The organism is Stutzerimonas stutzeri, assembly GCF_000935215.1.
Lineage (GTDB): Bacteria > Pseudomonadota > Gammaproteobacteria > Pseudomonadales > Pseudomonadaceae > Stutzerimonas.
Map to the genome: position 1 here is coordinate 1 of NZ_JXXD01000056.1, position 16,137 is coordinate 16,137.

Annotated in this window: 16 protein-coding genes; 11 read left to right on the forward strand and 5 right to left on the reverse strand. The window is 63.9% G+C overall.

The annotated features are described in order from the left end of the window. Positions 1-21: 21 nt before the first annotated feature. The 4 genes from metK to LO50_RS07610 all read right to left on the reverse strand — a co-directional run bounded on the left by metK (position 22) and on the right by LO50_RS07610 (position 3,806). On the reverse strand, positions 22-1,212 hold the full coding sequence (gene metK, locus LO50_RS07595) for a methionine adenosyltransferase (protein WP_014818775.1): 1,191 nt from the start codon (positions 1,210-1,212) through the stop codon (positions 22-24). A gap of 14 nt (positions 1,213-1,226) precedes the next feature. Further along, complete coding sequence (locus LO50_RS07600) at positions 1,227-2,228, reverse strand: ArsR/SmtB family transcription factor (protein WP_044314610.1); 1,002 nt, start codon at positions 2,226-2,228, stop codon at positions 1,227-1,229. An 82-nt stretch (positions 2,229-2,310) separates the two neighbouring features. Continuing rightward, the gene (locus LO50_RS07605; RefSeq protein WP_044314611.1) at positions 2,311-2,913 is read right to left on the reverse strand and encodes a LysE family translocator; all 603 of its coding nucleotides are present in this window, start codon (positions 2,911-2,913) and stop codon (positions 2,311-2,313) included. Continuing rightward, positions 2,910-3,806: a TauD/TfdA family dioxygenase gene (locus tag LO50_RS07610; protein WP_044314612.1), complete on the reverse strand. Its 897-nt coding sequence runs from the start codon at positions 3,804-3,806 to the stop codon at positions 2,910-2,912. The genes LO50_RS07605 and LO50_RS07610 overlap by 4 nt, the downstream gene beginning before the upstream one ends. A gap of 145 nt (positions 3,807-3,951) precedes the next feature. Between LO50_RS07610 and LO50_RS07615 the strand changes: the two genes are divergently transcribed. The 7 genes from LO50_RS07615 (at position 3,952) to fba (ending at position 11,272) form a co-directional block, all read left to right on the forward strand. Beyond that, the gene (locus LO50_RS07615) at positions 3,952-4,890 is read left to right on the forward strand and encodes a LysR substrate-binding domain-containing protein (protein WP_014818779.1); all 939 of its coding nucleotides are present in this window, start codon (positions 3,952-3,954) and stop codon (positions 4,888-4,890) included. A 93-nt stretch (positions 4,891-4,983) separates the two neighbouring features. Next, positions 4,984-6,981, forward strand: coding sequence for a transketolase (gene tkt / locus LO50_RS07620; RefSeq protein WP_044314613.1), 1,998 nt, complete (start codon positions 4,984-4,986; stop codon positions 6,979-6,981). Positions 6,982-7,083: 102 nt separating this feature from the next. Then, a complete protein-coding gene (gene epd / locus LO50_RS07625; RefSeq protein WP_044314614.1) occupies positions 7,084-8,130 on the forward strand; it encodes an erythrose-4-phosphate dehydrogenase in 1,047 nt (348 codons plus the stop codon). Between the two features lie 48 nt (positions 8,131-8,178). Then, a complete protein-coding gene (locus tag LO50_RS07630) occupies positions 8,179-9,339 on the forward strand; it encodes a phosphoglycerate kinase (RefSeq protein ID WP_044314615.1) in 1,161 nt (386 codons plus the stop codon). Between the two features lie 135 nt (positions 9,340-9,474). Next, positions 9,475-9,669, forward strand: coding sequence for a hypothetical protein (locus LO50_RS24040; protein ID WP_014818783.1), 195 nt, complete (start codon positions 9,475-9,477; stop codon positions 9,667-9,669). A 23-nt stretch (positions 9,670-9,692) separates the two neighbouring features. After that, entirely contained in the window at positions 9,693-10,028 is a 336-nt protein-coding gene (locus LO50_RS07635; protein ID WP_023446039.1) for an MliC family protein, read from the forward strand. Positions 10,029-10,207: 179 nt separating this feature from the next. Then, positions 10,208-11,272, forward strand: coding sequence for a class II fructose-bisphosphate aldolase (gene fba / locus LO50_RS07640; RefSeq protein WP_014818785.1), 1,065 nt, complete (start codon positions 10,208-10,210; stop codon positions 11,270-11,272). Positions 11,273-11,332: 60 nt separating this feature from the next. On the opposite strand, the gene LO50_RS07645 is transcribed toward fba, so the two are convergent. After that, complete coding sequence (locus LO50_RS07645; RefSeq protein WP_014818786.1) at positions 11,333-11,713, reverse strand: response regulator; 381 nt, start codon at positions 11,711-11,713, stop codon at positions 11,333-11,335. A gap of 314 nt (positions 11,714-12,027) precedes the next feature. Between LO50_RS07645 and LO50_RS07650 the strand changes: the two genes are divergently transcribed. The 4 genes from LO50_RS07650 (at position 12,028) to LO50_RS07665 (ending at position 16,109) form a co-directional block, all read left to right on the forward strand. Next, complete coding sequence (locus LO50_RS07650; protein ID WP_044314616.1) at positions 12,028-12,642, forward strand: class I SAM-dependent methyltransferase; 615 nt, start codon at positions 12,028-12,030, stop codon at positions 12,640-12,642. A 177-nt stretch (positions 12,643-12,819) separates the two neighbouring features. Beyond that, positions 12,820-13,098 (forward strand): DUF3509 domain-containing protein, encoded by a 279-nt coding sequence (locus LO50_RS07655; protein ID WP_003301474.1) that lies wholly within the window; start codon positions 12,820-12,822, stop codon positions 13,096-13,098. A 92-nt stretch (positions 13,099-13,190) separates the two neighbouring features. Beyond that, positions 13,191-13,664, forward strand: coding sequence for a PA2171 family ribosome-binding persister protein (locus tag LO50_RS07660; RefSeq protein ID WP_044314617.1), 474 nt, complete (start codon positions 13,191-13,193; stop codon positions 13,662-13,664). 222 nt (positions 13,665-13,886) lie between these two features. After that, entirely contained in the window at positions 13,887-16,109 is a 2,223-nt protein-coding gene (locus LO50_RS07665) for a putative bifunctional diguanylate cyclase/phosphodiesterase (RefSeq protein ID WP_044314618.1), read from the forward strand. Positions 16,110-16,137: the final 28 nt, after the last annotated feature.

Consider the following 16,137-nt stretch of genomic DNA (forward strand, 5'->3'; position numbering starts at 1 on the left):
TTTTTGTCGGTGCGGTCGCGCTTACAACCCGGCAGCGGCGCGCAAAGCGTCGGCCTTGTCGGTCTTTTCCCAAGTGAAGGCGGTGAAGGTGTCGGCCCCCACCGTCATCTCGTAGGGATTGCGGCCGAAGTGGCCGTAGGCCGCGGTGGCGCGGTACATCGGGTGCAGCAGGTCGAGCATGCGGGTGATCGCGTAAGGGCGCAGATCGAAATGCTCACGGACCAAAGCGATGATCTTGTCGTCGCTGAGCTTGCCGGTGCCGAAGGTGTTCAGCGAGATGGATGTCGGCTGCGCTACGCCGATGGCGTAGGACACCTGAATCTCGCAACGATCGGCGAGGCCGGCGGCGACGATGTTCTTCGCCACGTAGCGGCCGGCGTAGGCGGCCGAGCGATCTACCTTGGACGGGTCCTTGCCGGAGAAGGCACCGCCGCCATGGCGGGCCATGCCGCCGTAGGTGTCGACGATGATCTTGCGGCCGGTAAGGCCGCAGTCGCCAACCGGGCCGCCGATGACGAACTGGCCGGTCGGGTTGATGTGGTACTGGGTGTCCTTGTGCAGCAGCTCCGCGGGCAGGCTGTGCTTGATGATCAGCTCCATCACCGCTTCGCGCAGGTCGCTCTGCTTGACCTCGGGGTTGTGCTGGGTGGACAGCACGATGGCGTCGATGCCGGCGACCTTGCCGTTCTCGTAGCGGCAGGTGACCTGGCTCTTGGCGTCCGGGCGCAGCCATGGCAGCAGGCCGTTCTTGCGTGCTTCAGCCTGGCGTTCGACCAGGGCGTGGGAGAAGCGGATCGGCGCCGGCATCAGCACGTCGGTCTCGTTGCTGGCGTAGCCGAACATCAGGCCCTGATCACCGGCACCCTGGTCTTCCGGCTTGGTGCGGTCGACGCCCTGGGCGATGTCCACCGACTGCTTGCCGATGATGTTGATGATGCCGCAGGTGGCGCCGTCGAAACCGACTTCCGAGCTGTTGTAGCCGATGTCGACGATGACGTCGCGCACCAGTTGCTCCAGATCGACCCAGGCCGAAGTGGTGACTTCACCGGCAACGATCGCCACACCGGTCTTGACCATGGTTTCGCAGGCCACGCGGGCATGCTTGTCCTCGGCGATGATGGCGTCGAGCACCGCATCGGAGATCTGGTCGGCGATCTTGTCCGGATGCCCTTCGGACACGGACTCGGAGGTAAAAATCGAGTATTCGCTCATCTATCGGTTTCCTATTACCGGTGGGTGAGTCGGTCGTCAGGGACGGACCGGGAAAAGTACCGGGCCTGGATCTGAAAACCGTTCTTCAAGCCAATGTAGAGGCTCTCGCCGGGCGTGAGCCCCGCGGCATCGGCCCAACGGGCCAGATCGTCCTGTTCGAAGCCGAGCCAGAGATCGCCGCAGGCCTCCCTGGCCCAACTCTGGTTGTGGCTGCACAGCTCCGTGACCAGCAGGCTGCCGCCCGCGTTCACCAGCCGTGCCAGTTGTTTGATCGCCTCGCCGGGCGCCGCCAGGTGATGCAGCACCATGTTCAGCACCACGCAGTCGGCCGGCGGGCAGTCGTCGTGCAGTGCGTCGGCGAGCTTCAGCTCGACATTTGTCAGCCCCGCTTCCTGACAGCGCGCACGCGCCAGGTCGAGCATGGCGGGGCTGTTGTCCAGCGCCACTACGCGTGCGAAGCGCCGCGCCAACTCCGGCAGGAAACTGCCATCCCCGGGACCGACTTCCAGCGCCGTGGCGCTGGCATTGAAGTTCAGCGCGTCGAGCAGGGCCACCACGCTGTCGCGGTACTGCGGCAGGCCGGCGATAAGGTCCTGACGGGCCTGAAAGCTGTCGGCCATGCGCGCGAAGAAATCCTCGCTGGCGGCGCTGCGCTGGGCATGGACCGCCGCGATACGCGCTTCGATTTCGCGTGGCAGTTCCAGTCGATCAGCCTCTTCGAGCAGCGCCCCATGCAGCTTGCCGCCTGGGCTATCCGCTTGCGGCAGGCTGCGTCGATAGAACACCGCGTTACCTTCGCGGCGGGTCGCCAGCAGACCGGCCTGCGTCAGCACCTTGAGGTGATGGCTCATGCCGGACTGGCCGATGGCGAAGATCTGCGCCAGCTCGAGCACGCCGAACGAATCGCTGGCCAACGCCCGCAATATGTTCAGCCGCAGCGCATCGCCACCGGCCTTGCACAAGGCGGCGAGCGAATCACTGGCGTCGAAACGGATCTGGGGTATGCGCAGGCTCATAGGTCGCGCAGTTTAGTCGGTCACTTTTCGTACAGCAAGGGCAATATCAAAAAGTTTTGATATTGCCCTTGTGGGCGCAGGGTTAATGCAGCAGGCGGGACAACCCAAGGGTGCAGGACACCAGGCCCAGCCCGATGAGGAAATAGTTCGGCAGGATATCCAGCAGGCGCTGGATCAGTCCTTCGCCGGCCAGACGGCGCGAGAGCAGGCTGTAGGCGAGCAGGATGCTCAGATCGATCACCGCCCAGATCACGATGAGCACCGTCGCCTGTGGCGCGAACGGCTGCGCGGGCAGGATGAAGCCGGGGAGGAAGGCGAGAAAGAACAGGATGTCCTTGGGGTTGGACAGGCCCACCGCCATGGCCCGCCAAAAATAGTGCGCCTCGCTGCGTTTGGGCATGGCGGCCTCGCTGCGTCCGCCGCACAGGCTGTCGCAGCCCAGCCAGATCAGGTACAGGCCGCCGAGGATCTGCCCGGCTTCGAGCACCAGCGGGTCGAGGTCCAGCGCCAGGTAGATCATCACCAGTGCGGCGATCATCAGGATCTGCGCAGACAGCGCACCGCCGAGAATCGTCCACAGTGGCCAGCGCCGGCGCGCGTCGGATACCACCAGTGCGACCACCGGTCCGGGAGAGGCGATCAGCAGGGCGACCGCCGCGGCGAAGGCGAGATAGGTAGCGTTCATAGTTCGGTCACCAGGCCGAATACCCGGCTGCGTTTGCCCAGGCGCTCGGCATAGAAGTTCGGATTGGTGATGGCGAAGGCGCGCTGGATCCAGCGATCGCTGCCGTCGAAGCGTGCACTGAAGGGGCTGCGCGCGTGAGCGGTGCGGCGATTGTCGATGATCAGCATGTCGCCACGATTCAGCCGCACCGGCTCGACCACCTCCCAGGCGATGGCGCGCAGCTTGTCCATCAGTTGTTGGGCGCGGCTGCTGAAGGCCAGCATGAAGTGCGGGTCGAAACGGAAGAAAGGTGCATCCGGGTCGCCGTAGAGGATGGTCTGGTGGCGATTGATGTCGATGCGCTGGTTCTTTTCGGTGGGACCGTAATCGGACAGGAAGTTGTACGGCTCGGTGAGGAAGAACGCCTGCTCTTCGAAGGTCAGTCGCTCGAGGATGCGCTCGATCGAGGCGATATAGGTGACCGCCTCCGCGTCGGGGTCCTGGCGCAGGCAGAGCAGCACCAGATAGTCGGGCAGTACGGCGTGGAAGGCGTTTTCCGTGTGCAGGTCCAGTTCGGTATCGAAACTGTCCGACGTTGCACCGCGGGAATGTGCCTGCTGCGGGAAGAAGTTGTTGACGATGCAGCCCTCGGATTCCTGCAGATAGCCGATCGGTTCGCCGAGCAGGGCGGTGGCCTGCAGCAGAAGGCGCTCGCTGCTGTCGTCGGGTTTGCAAAGCAGGTCGCGGCTCAGCGGTGTTGGCGGGGTGTCGCCGATGGGCAGACTTTCGAGGGTCATGAAGCCTTTCTTGTTACCGAACAGCCTGAAATTGATGATCTGGCCGATCTGCTCATGCTGCAGTGCGCTCTTCTCTACCGTATTGGCCAGGAGCGTCTCGTAGTATTTGTTCTGCATGGCATCCTTTCCTGAGTTTTTATTGGTGCGCGTGCGCGTTAAGTGAATACCGAAGCTGGCCCGGAACCCCATTGCTGGCGCAGTATTGGGACGCTGGAAAAGATTGGAAAATGGAAAAAATGACCCCTAAGGATGAGTTTTAGTCATGCCGGATTCGGTTGTCGCAGCGCCGCGCATGCCGCCGCTCTATGCCTTGCGCGCCTTCGAGGTGGCGGCGCGTTTCGGCTCGTTCACCCAGGCCGCGCAGAGCCTGTTCATCACCCAGAGTGCGGTCAGCCGGCACGTGAAGACGCTGGAAGAGCATCTCGGCTGCCAGCTGTTCGAGCGGCACGGCTCGCGTCTGACGCTGACCGATGCCGGGCGACTGCTGGCGCAGGAGTTGAAGATCGGTTTTCGCACCATCGAAAACGCCTGCGTTGCGGTGACCCGCCAGCGCGGTGCGTTGCGCCTGAAGGCGCCGTCGACGCTGACCATGCGTTGGTTGCTGGGCACGCTGGAGGGCTTTCATATGGCCAATCCGCAGAGCCGCGTGCAGTTGACCAGTGCCTGGATGGATCTGGACGCAGTGGATTTAAGTAGCGAGCCGTTCGACTGTGCAATTCTGCTCGGCAACGGCGGTTTTCCCGCTGATTGGCGACGGGTGAAGCTGTTCGATGAGTGGCTGGTGCCGGTCTGTGCCCCCGAACTGCTTGGCACCACGGCTTGGACCACGCAGCGGCTGGGCGAGGCGGAGCTGATCCATCCCTCGCGGGATTGCCGTGACTGGCGGCGCTGGCTGCAGCGTACCGGGCGCGCGGATCAGATCGCCTGGCAGCAGGGCAAGCTGTTCGACACCCTCGAGCTGGGCATCTCCGCCGCGGCGCAGGGGCATGGTGTCTCGATCGGCGATCTGGCGCTGGTCGGCGCCGAGCTGCAGCGCGGCAGCCTAGCGCTGCCGTTCCATCAGGCAGTGAAGTCCGGTGACAGCTATTACCTGGTCTGGCCTGGCGGCGGCGATGAGTCGGCGACCCTGATGCGCATGCGCGATTACCTGCTCGAACACCTGCCGGACGTGACCAGTCAGGGCGTCGAGCTGTTGGATTGAGCTTGCGGGGCTGCCATTCAGTCATTGCCGGGGCCACCCTCGGTAGGGGAAAATGGCCGCCTTTTTCTACGTACACCCGCAGGAGATTCAGCGATGCCCAGCCGTCGTGAGCGAGCCAATGCCATCCGCGCCCTCAGCATGGATGCTGTGCAGAAAGCCAACAGCGGCCACCCGGGTGCCCCCATGGGCATGGCGGACATCGCCGAAGTCCTCTGGCGCGATCATCTGAAGCACAGCCCGACCAATCCGCAGTGGGCCGACCGCGACCGCTTCGTGCTGTCCAACGGCCATGGCTCGATGCTGATCTACTCGCTGCTGCACCTGACCGGTTACGACCTGACCATCGATGACCTGAAGAACTTCCGCCAGCTGCACAGCAAAACCCCGGGCCACCCGGAGTTCGGCTACACCGCCGGCGTCGAGACCACCACCGGTCCGCTCGGTCAGGGCCTGGCCAACGCTGTCGGTTTCGCCGTGGCGGAGAAGGTCATGGCGGCGCAGTTCAACCGCCCCGGCCACAACATCGTCGACCACAACACCTATGTGTTCCTCGGCGACGGCTGCATGATGGAAGGCATCAGCCACGAAGTCTGCTCGCTGGCCGGGACCCTTGGCCTGAACAAGCTGATCGCCTTCTACGACGACAACGGCATCTCCATCGACGGCGAAGTGCACGGCTGGTTCACCGATGACACCCCGCGTCGCTTCGAAGCCTATGGCTGGCAGGTGATCCGCAACGTCGACGGCCATGACGCCGACGAGATCCAGATGGCCATCGAGACCGCGCGCAAGAGCGACCGTCCGACGCTGATCTGCTGCAAGACCATCATCGGCTTCGGCTCGCCGAACAAGCAGGGCAAGGAAGAATCCCACGGCGCTGCGCTGGGTGATGCCGAAATCGCGCTGACCCGCGAGGCGCTGGGCTGGAAACACGGCCCGTTCGAAATCCCGGCCGAGATCTACGCCGAATGGGACGCCAAGCAGAAGGGCGCCGACGCGGAAAACGAGTGGAACAAGCGTTTCGCCGCCTATGAGACCGAATTCCCGGCGCTGGCGTCCGAGTTCAAGCGGCGCATGGCTGGTGAACTGCCGGCCGACTTCGCCGAGAAGGCCAGCGAGTTCATCCGTGAAGTCGCCAACAAGGGCGAGACCATCGCCAGCCGCAAGGCCAGCCAGAACTGTCTGAATGCCTTCGGCCCGCTGCTGCCGGAGCTGCTCGGCGGTTCGGCGGACCTCGCCGGCTCCAACCTGACCCTGTGGAAGGGCTGCAAGCCGGTAGTTGCCGAGGACGCTTCGGGCAACTACATGTACTACGGCGTGCGCGAGTTCGGCATGGCCGCGATCATGAACGGCATCGCCCTGCACGGCGGCCTGATTCCGTACGGCGCGACCTTCCTGATGTTCATGGAATACGCCCGCAATGCCGTGCGCATGTCCGCCCTGATGAAGCAGCGCGTGCTCTACGTCTTCACCCACGACTCCATCGGTCTTGGCGAAGATGGCCCGACTCACCAGCCGATCGAGCAGCTGACCAGCCTGCGCACCACGCCGAACCTGGACACCTGGCGCCCGGCCGATACCGTCGAATCCGCGGTGGCCTGGAAGCATGCGGTCGAACGCAAGGACGGCCCGAGCGCGCTGATCTTCTCGCGGCAGAACCTGCCGTTCCACGTGCGCGACAACGAGACCGAGGCGGCCATCGCCCGCGGCGGGTACATCCTGAAGAACTGCGCCGGCGAGCCGGAGCTGATCCTCATCGCCACCGGTTCGGAAGTCAGTCTGGCGGTGCAGGCCGCCGACAAGCTGACCGAGCAGGGCCGCAAGGTGCGTGTCGTCTCGATGCCTTGCACCAGCGTGTTCGATGCCCAGGACGCCGCCTACAAGCAGCAGGTGCTGCCGGTGGAAGTCGGTGCACGTATCGCCGTCGAGGCGGCGCACGCGGACTACTGGTACAAATACGTCGGCCTTGACGGTCGCATCATCGGCATGACCACCTACGGGGAATCGGCTCCGGCCAATCAGCTGTTCGAGGAATTCGGCTTCACCGTCGACAACATCCTCGCCGTCGCCGAAGAGCTGCTGGAGGACTGACCGCAAAGATGGGGTGGATGGCTGCGGCCATCCACCCATCGAGCCCCATCCGCGTAGGGTGGAGAACATCGGTTTTCCACCTGCAGGACCGACGAAGAACCCATGGCCAACGCCCGTCCCTATCGCGTCGCCCTCAACGGCTACGGCCGCATCGGCCGTTGCGTGCTGCGTGCATTCTATGAGCGCGGCGCCGCCTTCGATTTTCAGTTCGTTGCCCTCAACGATCTGGCCGACATGGCCAGCCTGGAATACCTCACCCGCTTCGACTCTACCCATGGCCGCTTCCCCGGCGAAGTGAGCGTGGACGGCGATTGCCTGCACCTCAATGGGCACTGCGTGAAGGTGCTGCGCGAGTCGACGCCCGAGGCGGTCGACTGGCGGGCGCTGGACGTCGACCTGGTGCTGGAGTGCTCCGGCGCCTACACCAGTCGCGCCGATGGCGAGCGCTTTCTCGCCGCGGGTGTGCCGCGGGTGCTGTTCTCGCAGCCGATGGCCAGCGCGGCGGATGTCGATGCCACGGTGGTCATGGGCATCAACCAGCAGCAGCTGACGGGCTCCGAGCGGCTGGTGTCCAACGCTTCCTGCACTACCAACTGCGGCGTGCCATTGCTCAAGCTGCTCAACGACGCGGTGGGCATCGAGTACGCCTCGATCACCACGATTCACTCGGCGATGAACGATCAGCCGGTGATCGACGCCTACCATCATGAAGACTTGCGCCGCACCCGTTCGGCCTTCCAGTCGGTAATTCCGGTGTCCACCGGCCTGGCGCGGGGTATCGAACGCCTGCTGCCGGAACTCTCGGGGCGGATTCAGGCCAAAGCGGTGCGGGTGCCCACGGTGAACGTGTCCTGTCTGGACATCACGCTGCAAACCGCCTGCGATACCGATGCGCGAACGATCAACCGGGTGCTGCGCGAGGCCGCCGAAGGCGGGCCCTTGCAGGGCTTGCTGGCGTATACCGAGCTTCCCCACGCCAGCTGCGATTTCAATCACGATCCGCATTCGGCGATCGTCGACGGCAGCCTGACGCGCGCGTCCGGCCCGCGCCTGGTGAACCTGCTGGCCTGGTTCGACAACGAATGGGGGTTCGCCAACCGCATGCTCGACGTCACCGACCACTATCTGCGCGTGGCCAATCGCACCTAGCCCCCGCGCCTGGAACATCGCTGCTTCTCGACCTTAAGGAAGACCAACATGACCGTTTTGAAGATGACCGATCTCGACCTCCAGGGTAAGCGCGTGCTGATCCGCGAGGACCTCAACGTGCCGGTGAAGGATGGCGCGGTGAAGAGCGATGCACGCATCCTGGCCTCGTTGCCGACCATCAAGCTGGCGCTGGAGAAGGGCGCGGCGGTGCTGGTCTGCTCGCACCTGGGACGACCGGAAGAGGGCGTCTACAGCGAGGAAGACAGCCTCAAGCCGGTCGCCGACTACCTATCCAAGGCCCTCGGCCGCGAAGTGCCGCTGATCAAGGACTATCTGGAAGGCGTCGAGGTGCAGCCGGGTGAGCTGGTGCTGCTGGAGAACGTGCGCTTCAACAAGGGCGAGAAGAAGAACACCGACGAGCTGGCGCAGAAGTACGCTGCGCTGTGCGACGTTTTCGTCATGGACGCCTTCGGCACCGCGCACCGCGCTCAGGGCTCGACCCATGGTGTGGCCAAGTTTGCCAAGGTGGCCTGCGCCGGCCCGCTGCTGGCGGCAGAGCTGGATGCCCTGGGTAAAGCGTTGAAAACCCCGGCCAAGCCAATGGTCGCCATCGTCGCCGGTTCCAAGGTGTCGACCAAGCTCGACGTGCTGACCTCGCTGGCCGACATCTGCGACCAGCTGATCGTCGGTGGCGGCATCGCCAACACCTTCCTCGCCGCGGCGGGTTACAACGTTGGCAAGTCGCTGCATGAAGCGGATCTGCTCGACACCGCCAAGGCCATCGCGGCCAAGGTTGCCGTGCCGCTGCCGGTGGACGTGGTGGTTGCCAAGGAGTTCGCCGAGAGTGCCGAGGCCACGGTCAAGGCTGTCGCCGACGTCGCCGATGACGACATGATCCTGGACATCGGGCCGAAGACGGCGGCCATGTTCGGCGAAATGCTCAAGTCCTCGCAGACCATCCTCTGGAACGGTCCGGTCGGCGTGTTCGAATTCGACCAGTTCGGCAACGGCACTAAGGTGCTGGCTCAGGCCATCGCCCAGAGCCCGGCGTTCTCCATCGCCGGAGGCGGCGACACCCTGGCAGCCATCGACAAGTACGGCGTGGCCGAGCAGATCTCCTACATCTCCACCGGTGGTGGCGCCTTCCTCGAGTTCGTCGAGGGCAAGGTGCTGCCGGCGGTCGAAGTGCTGGAACAGCGCGCCGACTGAAACTTCGCGCGCGAGGTGAACGCCTTGTGCCGCTCGCCTGCCGGCCCAGGAGATGCTGGGCCGGCAGCGCATGGGGCAACCCCGGCGGCTTGCCGTGGTCTTTGTTCTATCTGGAACAAGGAAAGGGGATGCACCATGCGATATGCCGTTGTTGCTGTTTGCTGCCTGGGGTTGGCCGGTTGCGCCGGGAATTCACCGGATAGCGCTTGCCAGGTACTCGACCCACCGCCTGTCCTCAGCCCGACTGCCGAGCATGACCAGCGCGTCGAAATGCAGGCCACGGGCGACCCGACCATCACTACGCAAGACGGCCTGCAGGATTGCCCGTGATCACCGTTTGCCAAGGAGAAGGAATGAACAAAGGCCTGTCCATGCTGATCGCAGCGTTGCTGCTCGGCGGTTGTGGCCACTGGCAATCCGGCCCGGATGCGCCATTCGTGCGCTGGAAATGCCAGAGTCAGCAGAACATCGCATGGCGATACGCTGACGACCAGCACTCGGCGATCGACCTGAAAGTGGGCAATGACGAACGTATTCATACCCTGCGAAAGGAACCAGCCACCCGCGGCAGTTTCTATAGCGATGGCGTACTCGCTTTCCACGACAAGGGTAACGAGGCGCTGGTGTACCGCGTCGCCGATGACAAGGTGCTGGCCCATGGCTGCAGTGCGTCGCTCATCAGCATCTAGCGGCTAATGATTCATACAGGCCTCGCCGATGCGGGGCTTTCGACTGAAAGCTGGCGGGACGCTGGCATTTGCCGCCCCCGCCACTACAATGCCGCGCCCAGCGTGCGGCGCTTGAACAGCGTCGGCCACTGCGGCAGGCTCTACACGATCAAACGACCCAGACCGGGAGAAAGGAAAACATGGCACTCATCAGCATGCGCCAGATGCTCGACCACGCCGCCGAGTTCGGCTACGGCGTGCCGGCCTTCAACGTCAACAACCTCGAGCAGATGCGCGCCATCATGGAAGCGGCTGACAAGACCGACTCCCCGGTGATCGTCCAGGCTTCCGCCGGTGCGCGCAAATACGCCGGCGCGCCGTTCCTGCGCCACCTGATCCTGGCGGCGATCGAAGAATTCCCGCACATCCCGGTGTGCATGCACCAGGACCACGGCACCAGCCCGGATGTCTGCCAGCGCTCGATCCAGCTGGGCTTCTCCTCGGTGATGATGGACGGTTCGCTGCAGGCCGACGGCAAGACACCGGCCGACTACGACTACAACGTGCGCGTGACCCAGCAGACCGTGGCCTTCGCTCACGCCTGCGGTGTCTCCGTGGAAGGTGAGCTGGGTTGCCTGGGCAGCCTGGAAACCGGCATGGCCGGCGAGGAAGACGGCGTCGGTGCTGAGGGCGTGCTCGATCACAGCCAGCTGCTGACCGATCCGGAAGAAGCCGCCGACTTCGTCGCCAAGACCAAGGTCGATGCCCTGGCGATCGCCATCGGCACCAGCCATGGCGCTTACAAGTTCACCAAGCCGCCGACCGGCGACACCCTTTCGATCCAGCGCATCAAGGAAATCCATGCGCGCATTCCGGACACCCATCTGGTGATGCATGGCTCCTCGTCGGTGCCGCAGGAGTGGCTGCAGATCATCAACCAGTACGGTGGTGAAATCGGCGAAACCTACGGCGTGCCGGTCGAAGAAATCGTCGAGGGCATCAAGTACGGCGTGCGCAAGGTCAACATCGACACCGACCTGCGTCTGGCCTCCACCGGCGCGATTCGCGAGTTCATGGCGAAGAACCCCAGCGAATTCGACCCGCGCAAGTACTTCGCCAAGACCGTCTCGGCCATGCGCGACATCTGTATCGCCCGCTACGAGGCCTTCGGTACCGCCGGTAACGCCAGCAAGATCAAGCCGATCTCCCTGGAAGGCATGTTCCAGCGCTACGCCAGCGGCGAACTGGACCCGAAGATCAACTGATCCGTCCAGACGTGAAAAAGCCCGCGCTATGCGGGCTTTTTCGTTTCGGCGCAGTGTCGGTCAGCTGGCGAGTAATGCCTGAATCTGGCTGTGCAGCGTGTCCAGGGCGAAGGGCTTGGCCAGCACCGGGGCCGAGCGCGCGATGGGGCTGCCCGATTCATAGATTTCGATCGGATAGCCGCTGATGAAGATCACCTTGAGGTCGGGCCGCAGCTTGAGTGCCGGCTCGGCGATCATCACGCCGGATACGTTGCCGGGCAGGCGGAAGTCGGTTACCAACAGATCCAGCTGCGGTTTGGTCGCCAGGATTTCGAATGCCTTGGGCGCGCTGTCCGCTTCCAGTACCTGGTAGCCCTCGCTGGCCAGATAGTCCGAGAGCAGGCTGAGGATATGCGGCTCGTCTTCGACGAGCAGAACGATTTTCGGCAGTGCGTGGTTCATGGTGGTCTCGATGTTGCGTTTCGCTGCATTCCAGCCGTTGTAGAGCCGGACAGGATTTCGACAGGTTACGCGCTGCAAGTTTCAGTCCTGCAGCCGGACGGTCGTCGCTTTCCACCGGCGGCTGTGCGCTGGCGCACGTTGTGAGTGGCATCCTCGCCGTTCCAGGCGCAACGCTCAATGCCTACCTTAGCCGGGGGCGCCTAGCCGGGGGCGCCCAGCCGGGGGTGCCTGACCGGCAGTACAGGTCTGTCGCAGCACTGGCCCTAGGCTCGAGGCCGCGCTAGGGTTGCGCCATTCTCTTGCTGGAGTCGCCCATGAACAATACCGAGGCCGCCGCGCAGCGCACGCTCGATTACTACCGCCTCAATGCAGAGGCTTTCCGCGAGGGTACGCTCGACCACGACGTCAGCCAGAACATCGATGCCCTTCTGCGTCACATTCAGGCAGAACCGCCGCTGCGCATCCTCGACCTCGGCTGCGGCCCAGGTCGTGATCTGAAGACCCTGAGAACCCGTGGGCATGTGGCGATAGGTCTCGATGGAACAGAGGCGTTCGTCGAGATGGCTCGCGCCGACAGTGGCTGTGAAGTCTGGCATCAGGATCTGCTGCAACTGGAGCTTCCGGCCCAATCGTTCGATGGGATCTTCGCCAATGCGGTGCTGTTTCACGTGCCTAGTACCGAGTTGCCCAGGGTCCTTTTGCAGCTGAGCGATAGCTTGAAGCCGGGTGGGGTGTTGTTCTGCTCCAACCCGCGCGGTCAGGATCAGGAGGGCTGGAGTGGCGATCGCTACGGCGTCTGGTATGCCTGGCCGACCTGGCGCGAACGCGTGTTGGCCGCCGGTTTCGTCGAACTGGAGCACTACTACCGCCCCGCCGGGGTGCCACGGGAGGAACAACCTTGGCTAGCGAGTGTCTGGCGTAAGGGCTGAACGGCCAATGCAGACCGCAGAATGCAACCTGCATCACGCTTCGTATTGCGTTTTGCACGGCTTAATGCCTGGGCATAATTTCATAAGTTATTGTTTTTGCTAGATAAAAAATCATTGGTCAGGTTGGCACGAACGCTGCTCCGTTAGGTTCGCTGGAACTTATTGGAGTACAGAACAATGACCGCTGCACAACAATTCCTCACTGCCGCATTCCCTGAGTTCGAAGTGCTCACCGAGCCCCGCCCGGATGGCGGGCTGCTGCTGACCCTGCGCAACGACGACCGTGTTCTGGTCAAGCGAGCGCTTTCCAAGGGCCAGACCCAAACCCGGATGCAACTGGAATGGGTCGTCAGCTCGGTACGCCGGGACCTCGCGCTGGAGGCGGGGATGTCGCCTTCCATCGCACATCTGCAGAGCCAGAGCCGTACCGCACTGCCGACCTACGAGTACGCCTGAGCCGCCCGGCTGCGGGATGACCGCAGCCATATTTTTCGACACCGGGCCGTAGAGCCCGGTTCGTTTGCCGTGAAGCCGAAGAGGAGAGCCACATGAACGCCATCGACCTGTTGATTGAGGATCATGAGCGCGTGAAGGACCTGCTGACGCGCCTGACCGATTCCACCGAGCGTGCCGTGAAGACACGCACCGAGCTGCTGAGCAAGCTGGAAATGGAAGTGACCATCCATACCCAGCTGGAAGAGCAGATTCTCTATCCCGCCTACAAGGAAGCTGGCGGCAAGGAAGAAGCAAAGATGTTCCACGAGGCCAAGGAAGAACACCGTGCGGTGGATGCACTGGTACTGCCGGACCTGAAGGCAACCGATCCCGGCAGCCTCGAATTCTCCGGTCGCGCCAAGGTGTGCAAGGAGCTGCTCGAGCACCATATCGAGGAAGAGGAATCGGAAATGTTCCCGCAGGCACGCGAGCTTTTCGATGCCAAGCGCCTCGAGGAAATGGGGGAGCAGATGAGCGAACTGCGCGCCCGCCTCAAGAAGGAGCTCACCGCCAAGCTGGCGGCCTGAGTACCGGAAGGGCTGCCGGGGCGTCCTGCCTCGGTGCGCCCGACTATCGTCTGTCCCCGGACCCATCGCTTCGCTGACTTGCATCAATAATGCGACGAAGCGCCGCTGCGACCCTAGATGGCTTTATGGCATCAACTGGTACCACACCTGATCGTCGCCCCTGACTGGCAGAAAGCCAAGCGAAGGTGGGCGCGCCGGGCGGGCCATCGCATCGGGAAAGGCATGGAAGACGAGCTGAAGGCGCTGTTGCAACGAGTCGGGCTGGGCCTCGACCAGATCCTTACGCGCAAGCGTTTCCTGCAATGGCAAGCCAGCGATGCGCTGCGCCTTAACCGGGCGGCTGCTGAGCTCGAGCCGGCGCATCGGGTCTTCATCGAAAAACTCTACGAACACCTTGCCGACTTCGGCCAGCCGTCAGCGATGCGCAGCGATCGTGCCGGTCTGACACGCCTCAAGCAGCGCCAGCAGGAGTACTACCGCCGCCTCTGGAACGGGCCATATGAGCGCGACTATGTGCGTGATCGCCTGCTGGTCGGGCTGGTGCATCAGCGCGTCGGCGTCGACCTGGAGTGGTATCTCGGGGCTTACCGGCTGTATCTGTCGGAAATGCTGCGCGCCCTGGTAGGCGACGACGAGCAGCATGCGGTTTACGACAGCCTGCTGAAGATCGTTTTCTTCGACATGATTCTCGCCATCGACACCTACAGTGCGGCGCAGCGACATGCGCTGGAGGACAGTGAAGCGCGCCTGACGCGCGCGTTGCGCGGCTCCGAAGACGGCATCTGGGAGTGGGACGTCGAGCATGACCGGCTGCACCTTTCCGAGCGCTGGACCGCCATGCTGGCAATGCCAGCACAACCCAGTTATTGCAGCCGCAGCTGGTTCGAACGGGTGCACCCGGACGATCTGCCCGGGTTGCGCGAGGCCATCGCCGACCACCTGAACGGGCGCAGCCCTTCGCTGGTTCACGAGTACCGCGTCCGTACCGAGCGCGGTGAGTACCTCTGGGTGCTGGTGCGCGGTGTGGCCGAACGCTGCGAGCTGGGGACCTTGCGCATGGCCGGTTCGCAGACCGACATCAGCGCGCGCAAGGCCGCCGAAGACTGCTTGCGTCACGCGGCACGTCACGATGCGCTGACTGGCCTGGCCAACCGCCTGCACCTCGAGGAGCTGCTCAAGGAGGTGCAGCAGCGTCCCCATGGACGCGCTGCCGCGTTGCTGTTCGTGGACCTGGACCGCTTCAAGCTGATCAACGACAGTCTCGGGCATGGCGCCGGTGACCAGGTGCTGGTCGAGGTGGCGCAGCGCTTGCTGCGCTGCCTGCGCCCCGGCGATCACCTTGCACGCTTCGGCGGCGATGAGTTCGTCGCCCTGCTCGGCGATCTGGCCTGCGAGGCCGATGCCGAGCGTGTGGCGCAACGGATGCTGGTCGCGCTGCGTCAGCCGTTGCAGCTCGGCGAGCGAACGCTGTCGGTCAGCGCCAGCATCGGCATCGCGCCCTTGCAGCGTGACGGCCAGGCGCTGAACGCGCTGCAGGCGGCTGATCTGGCGCTGTACCGGGCCAAGAGCGCCGGCAAGGACCAATTCGCGCTGTTCTGCGATGGCCTGCATTCCAAGGCGGCGCGCCAGCTGGAGCTCGAGAGCGCACTGGCGCAGGCGCTGACGCGCCGCGAATTCACCTTGCACTATCAGCCGATCTGCCGTGTAGCAGGCGATCAACCCTATCTGGTCGGCGTTGAAGCGCTGCTGCGCTGGCGCTTCAATAACCAGCCGGTGGCGCCCAATGAATTCATTCCGGTGCTGGAAGAGTCGCGCGAGATCGTCCGGGTTGGTGAGTGGGTGCTGCGCGAGGCCTGCTGTCAGGTGCGCCGCTGGCAGCTGGCGGGTCAGAGCCAGCTGTACTGTGCGGTCAACCTGTCGATTCGTCAGCTGCAGCAGCCAGGTTTCGCCGCGCTGCTGGCCCGTGTGCTGCGTGAAACCGGACTGCCGCCCGCGAGCCTGCTGCTGGAGATCACCGAGACGCTTTTGATGCAGGACAGCGAGCTGATGATGGGCGCGCTGCACGAGATTGCCGCGCTGGGTGTTCGCCTGGCGCTGGACGACTTCGGTACTGGCTATTGTTCGCTCGGTTACCTCAAACGTTACCCGCTGCATGTGCTAAAGGTCGATCGCAGCTTCATTGCCGCCGCACCGGACGATGCCGACTCCGTGGCGATCAGTCGTGCCGTCATCGGCCTTGGCCAGAGCCTCGGCCTGGCCGTCGTCGCCGAAGGCGTGGAGCACCCCGAGCAGGTGGCGTTTCTCGTGGCCGAGGGCTGCCAGCTGGTGCAAGGCTATTGGTTCAGCCGGCCGCGGCCGGCTACGGAACTTCAGGCATTGTTCGACGGCGAACGCTGTGTCGACGGGCTCTGGCGGCTGCGTCCCGCGCAGCCGGCGGTCGCGTAACGATCACGACGGCCGTCGAGCCGATCGG

Coding starts and splice junctions, on each gene's coding strand:
- LO50_RS24040 (WP_014818783.1), top strand. CDS start 9,475: ATGCGATATGCCGTTGTTGCTGTTTGCTGCCTGGGGTTGGCCGGTTGC.
- metK (WP_014818775.1), bottom strand. CDS start 1,212: ATGAGCGAATACTCGATTTTTACCTCCGAGTCCGTGTCCGAAGGGCAT.
- LO50_RS07645 (WP_014818786.1), bottom strand. CDS start 11,713: ATGAACCACGCACTGCCGAAAATCGTTCTGCTCGTCGAAGACGAGCCG.
- LO50_RS07605 (WP_044314611.1), bottom strand. CDS start 2,913: ATGAACGCTACCTATCTCGCCTTCGCCGCGGCGGTCGCCCTGCTGATC.
- LO50_RS07650 (WP_044314616.1), top strand. CDS start 12,028: ATGAACAATACCGAGGCCGCCGCGCAGCGCACGCTCGATTACTACCGC.
- tkt (WP_044314613.1), top strand. CDS start 4,984: ATGCCCAGCCGTCGTGAGCGAGCCAATGCCATCCGCGCCCTCAGCATG.
- LO50_RS07610 (WP_044314612.1), bottom strand. CDS start 3,806: ATGCAGAACAAATACTACGAGACGCTCCTGGCCAATACGGTAGAGAAG.
- LO50_RS07600 (WP_044314610.1), bottom strand. CDS start 2,228: ATGAGCCTGCGCATACCCCAGATCCGTTTCGACGCCAGTGATTCGCTC.
- LO50_RS07665 (WP_044314618.1), top strand. CDS start 13,887: ATGGAAGACGAGCTGAAGGCGCTGTTGCAACGAGTCGGGCTGGGCCTC.
- LO50_RS07615 (WP_014818779.1), top strand. CDS start 3,952: ATGCCGGATTCGGTTGTCGCAGCGCCGCGCATGCCGCCGCTCTATGCC.
- LO50_RS07635 (WP_023446039.1), top strand. CDS start 9,693: ATGAACAAAGGCCTGTCCATGCTGATCGCAGCGTTGCTGCTCGGCGGT.
- LO50_RS07630 (WP_044314615.1), top strand. CDS start 8,179: ATGACCGTTTTGAAGATGACCGATCTCGACCTCCAGGGTAAGCGCGTG.
- LO50_RS07660 (WP_044314617.1), top strand. CDS start 13,191: ATGAACGCCATCGACCTGTTGATTGAGGATCATGAGCGCGTGAAGGAC.
- epd (WP_044314614.1), top strand. CDS start 7,084: ATGGCCAACGCCCGTCCCTATCGCGTCGCCCTCAACGGCTACGGCCGC.
- fba (WP_014818785.1), top strand. CDS start 10,208: ATGGCACTCATCAGCATGCGCCAGATGCTCGACCACGCCGCCGAGTTC.
- LO50_RS07655 (WP_003301474.1), top strand. CDS start 12,820: ATGACCGCTGCACAACAATTCCTCACTGCCGCATTCCCTGAGTTCGAA.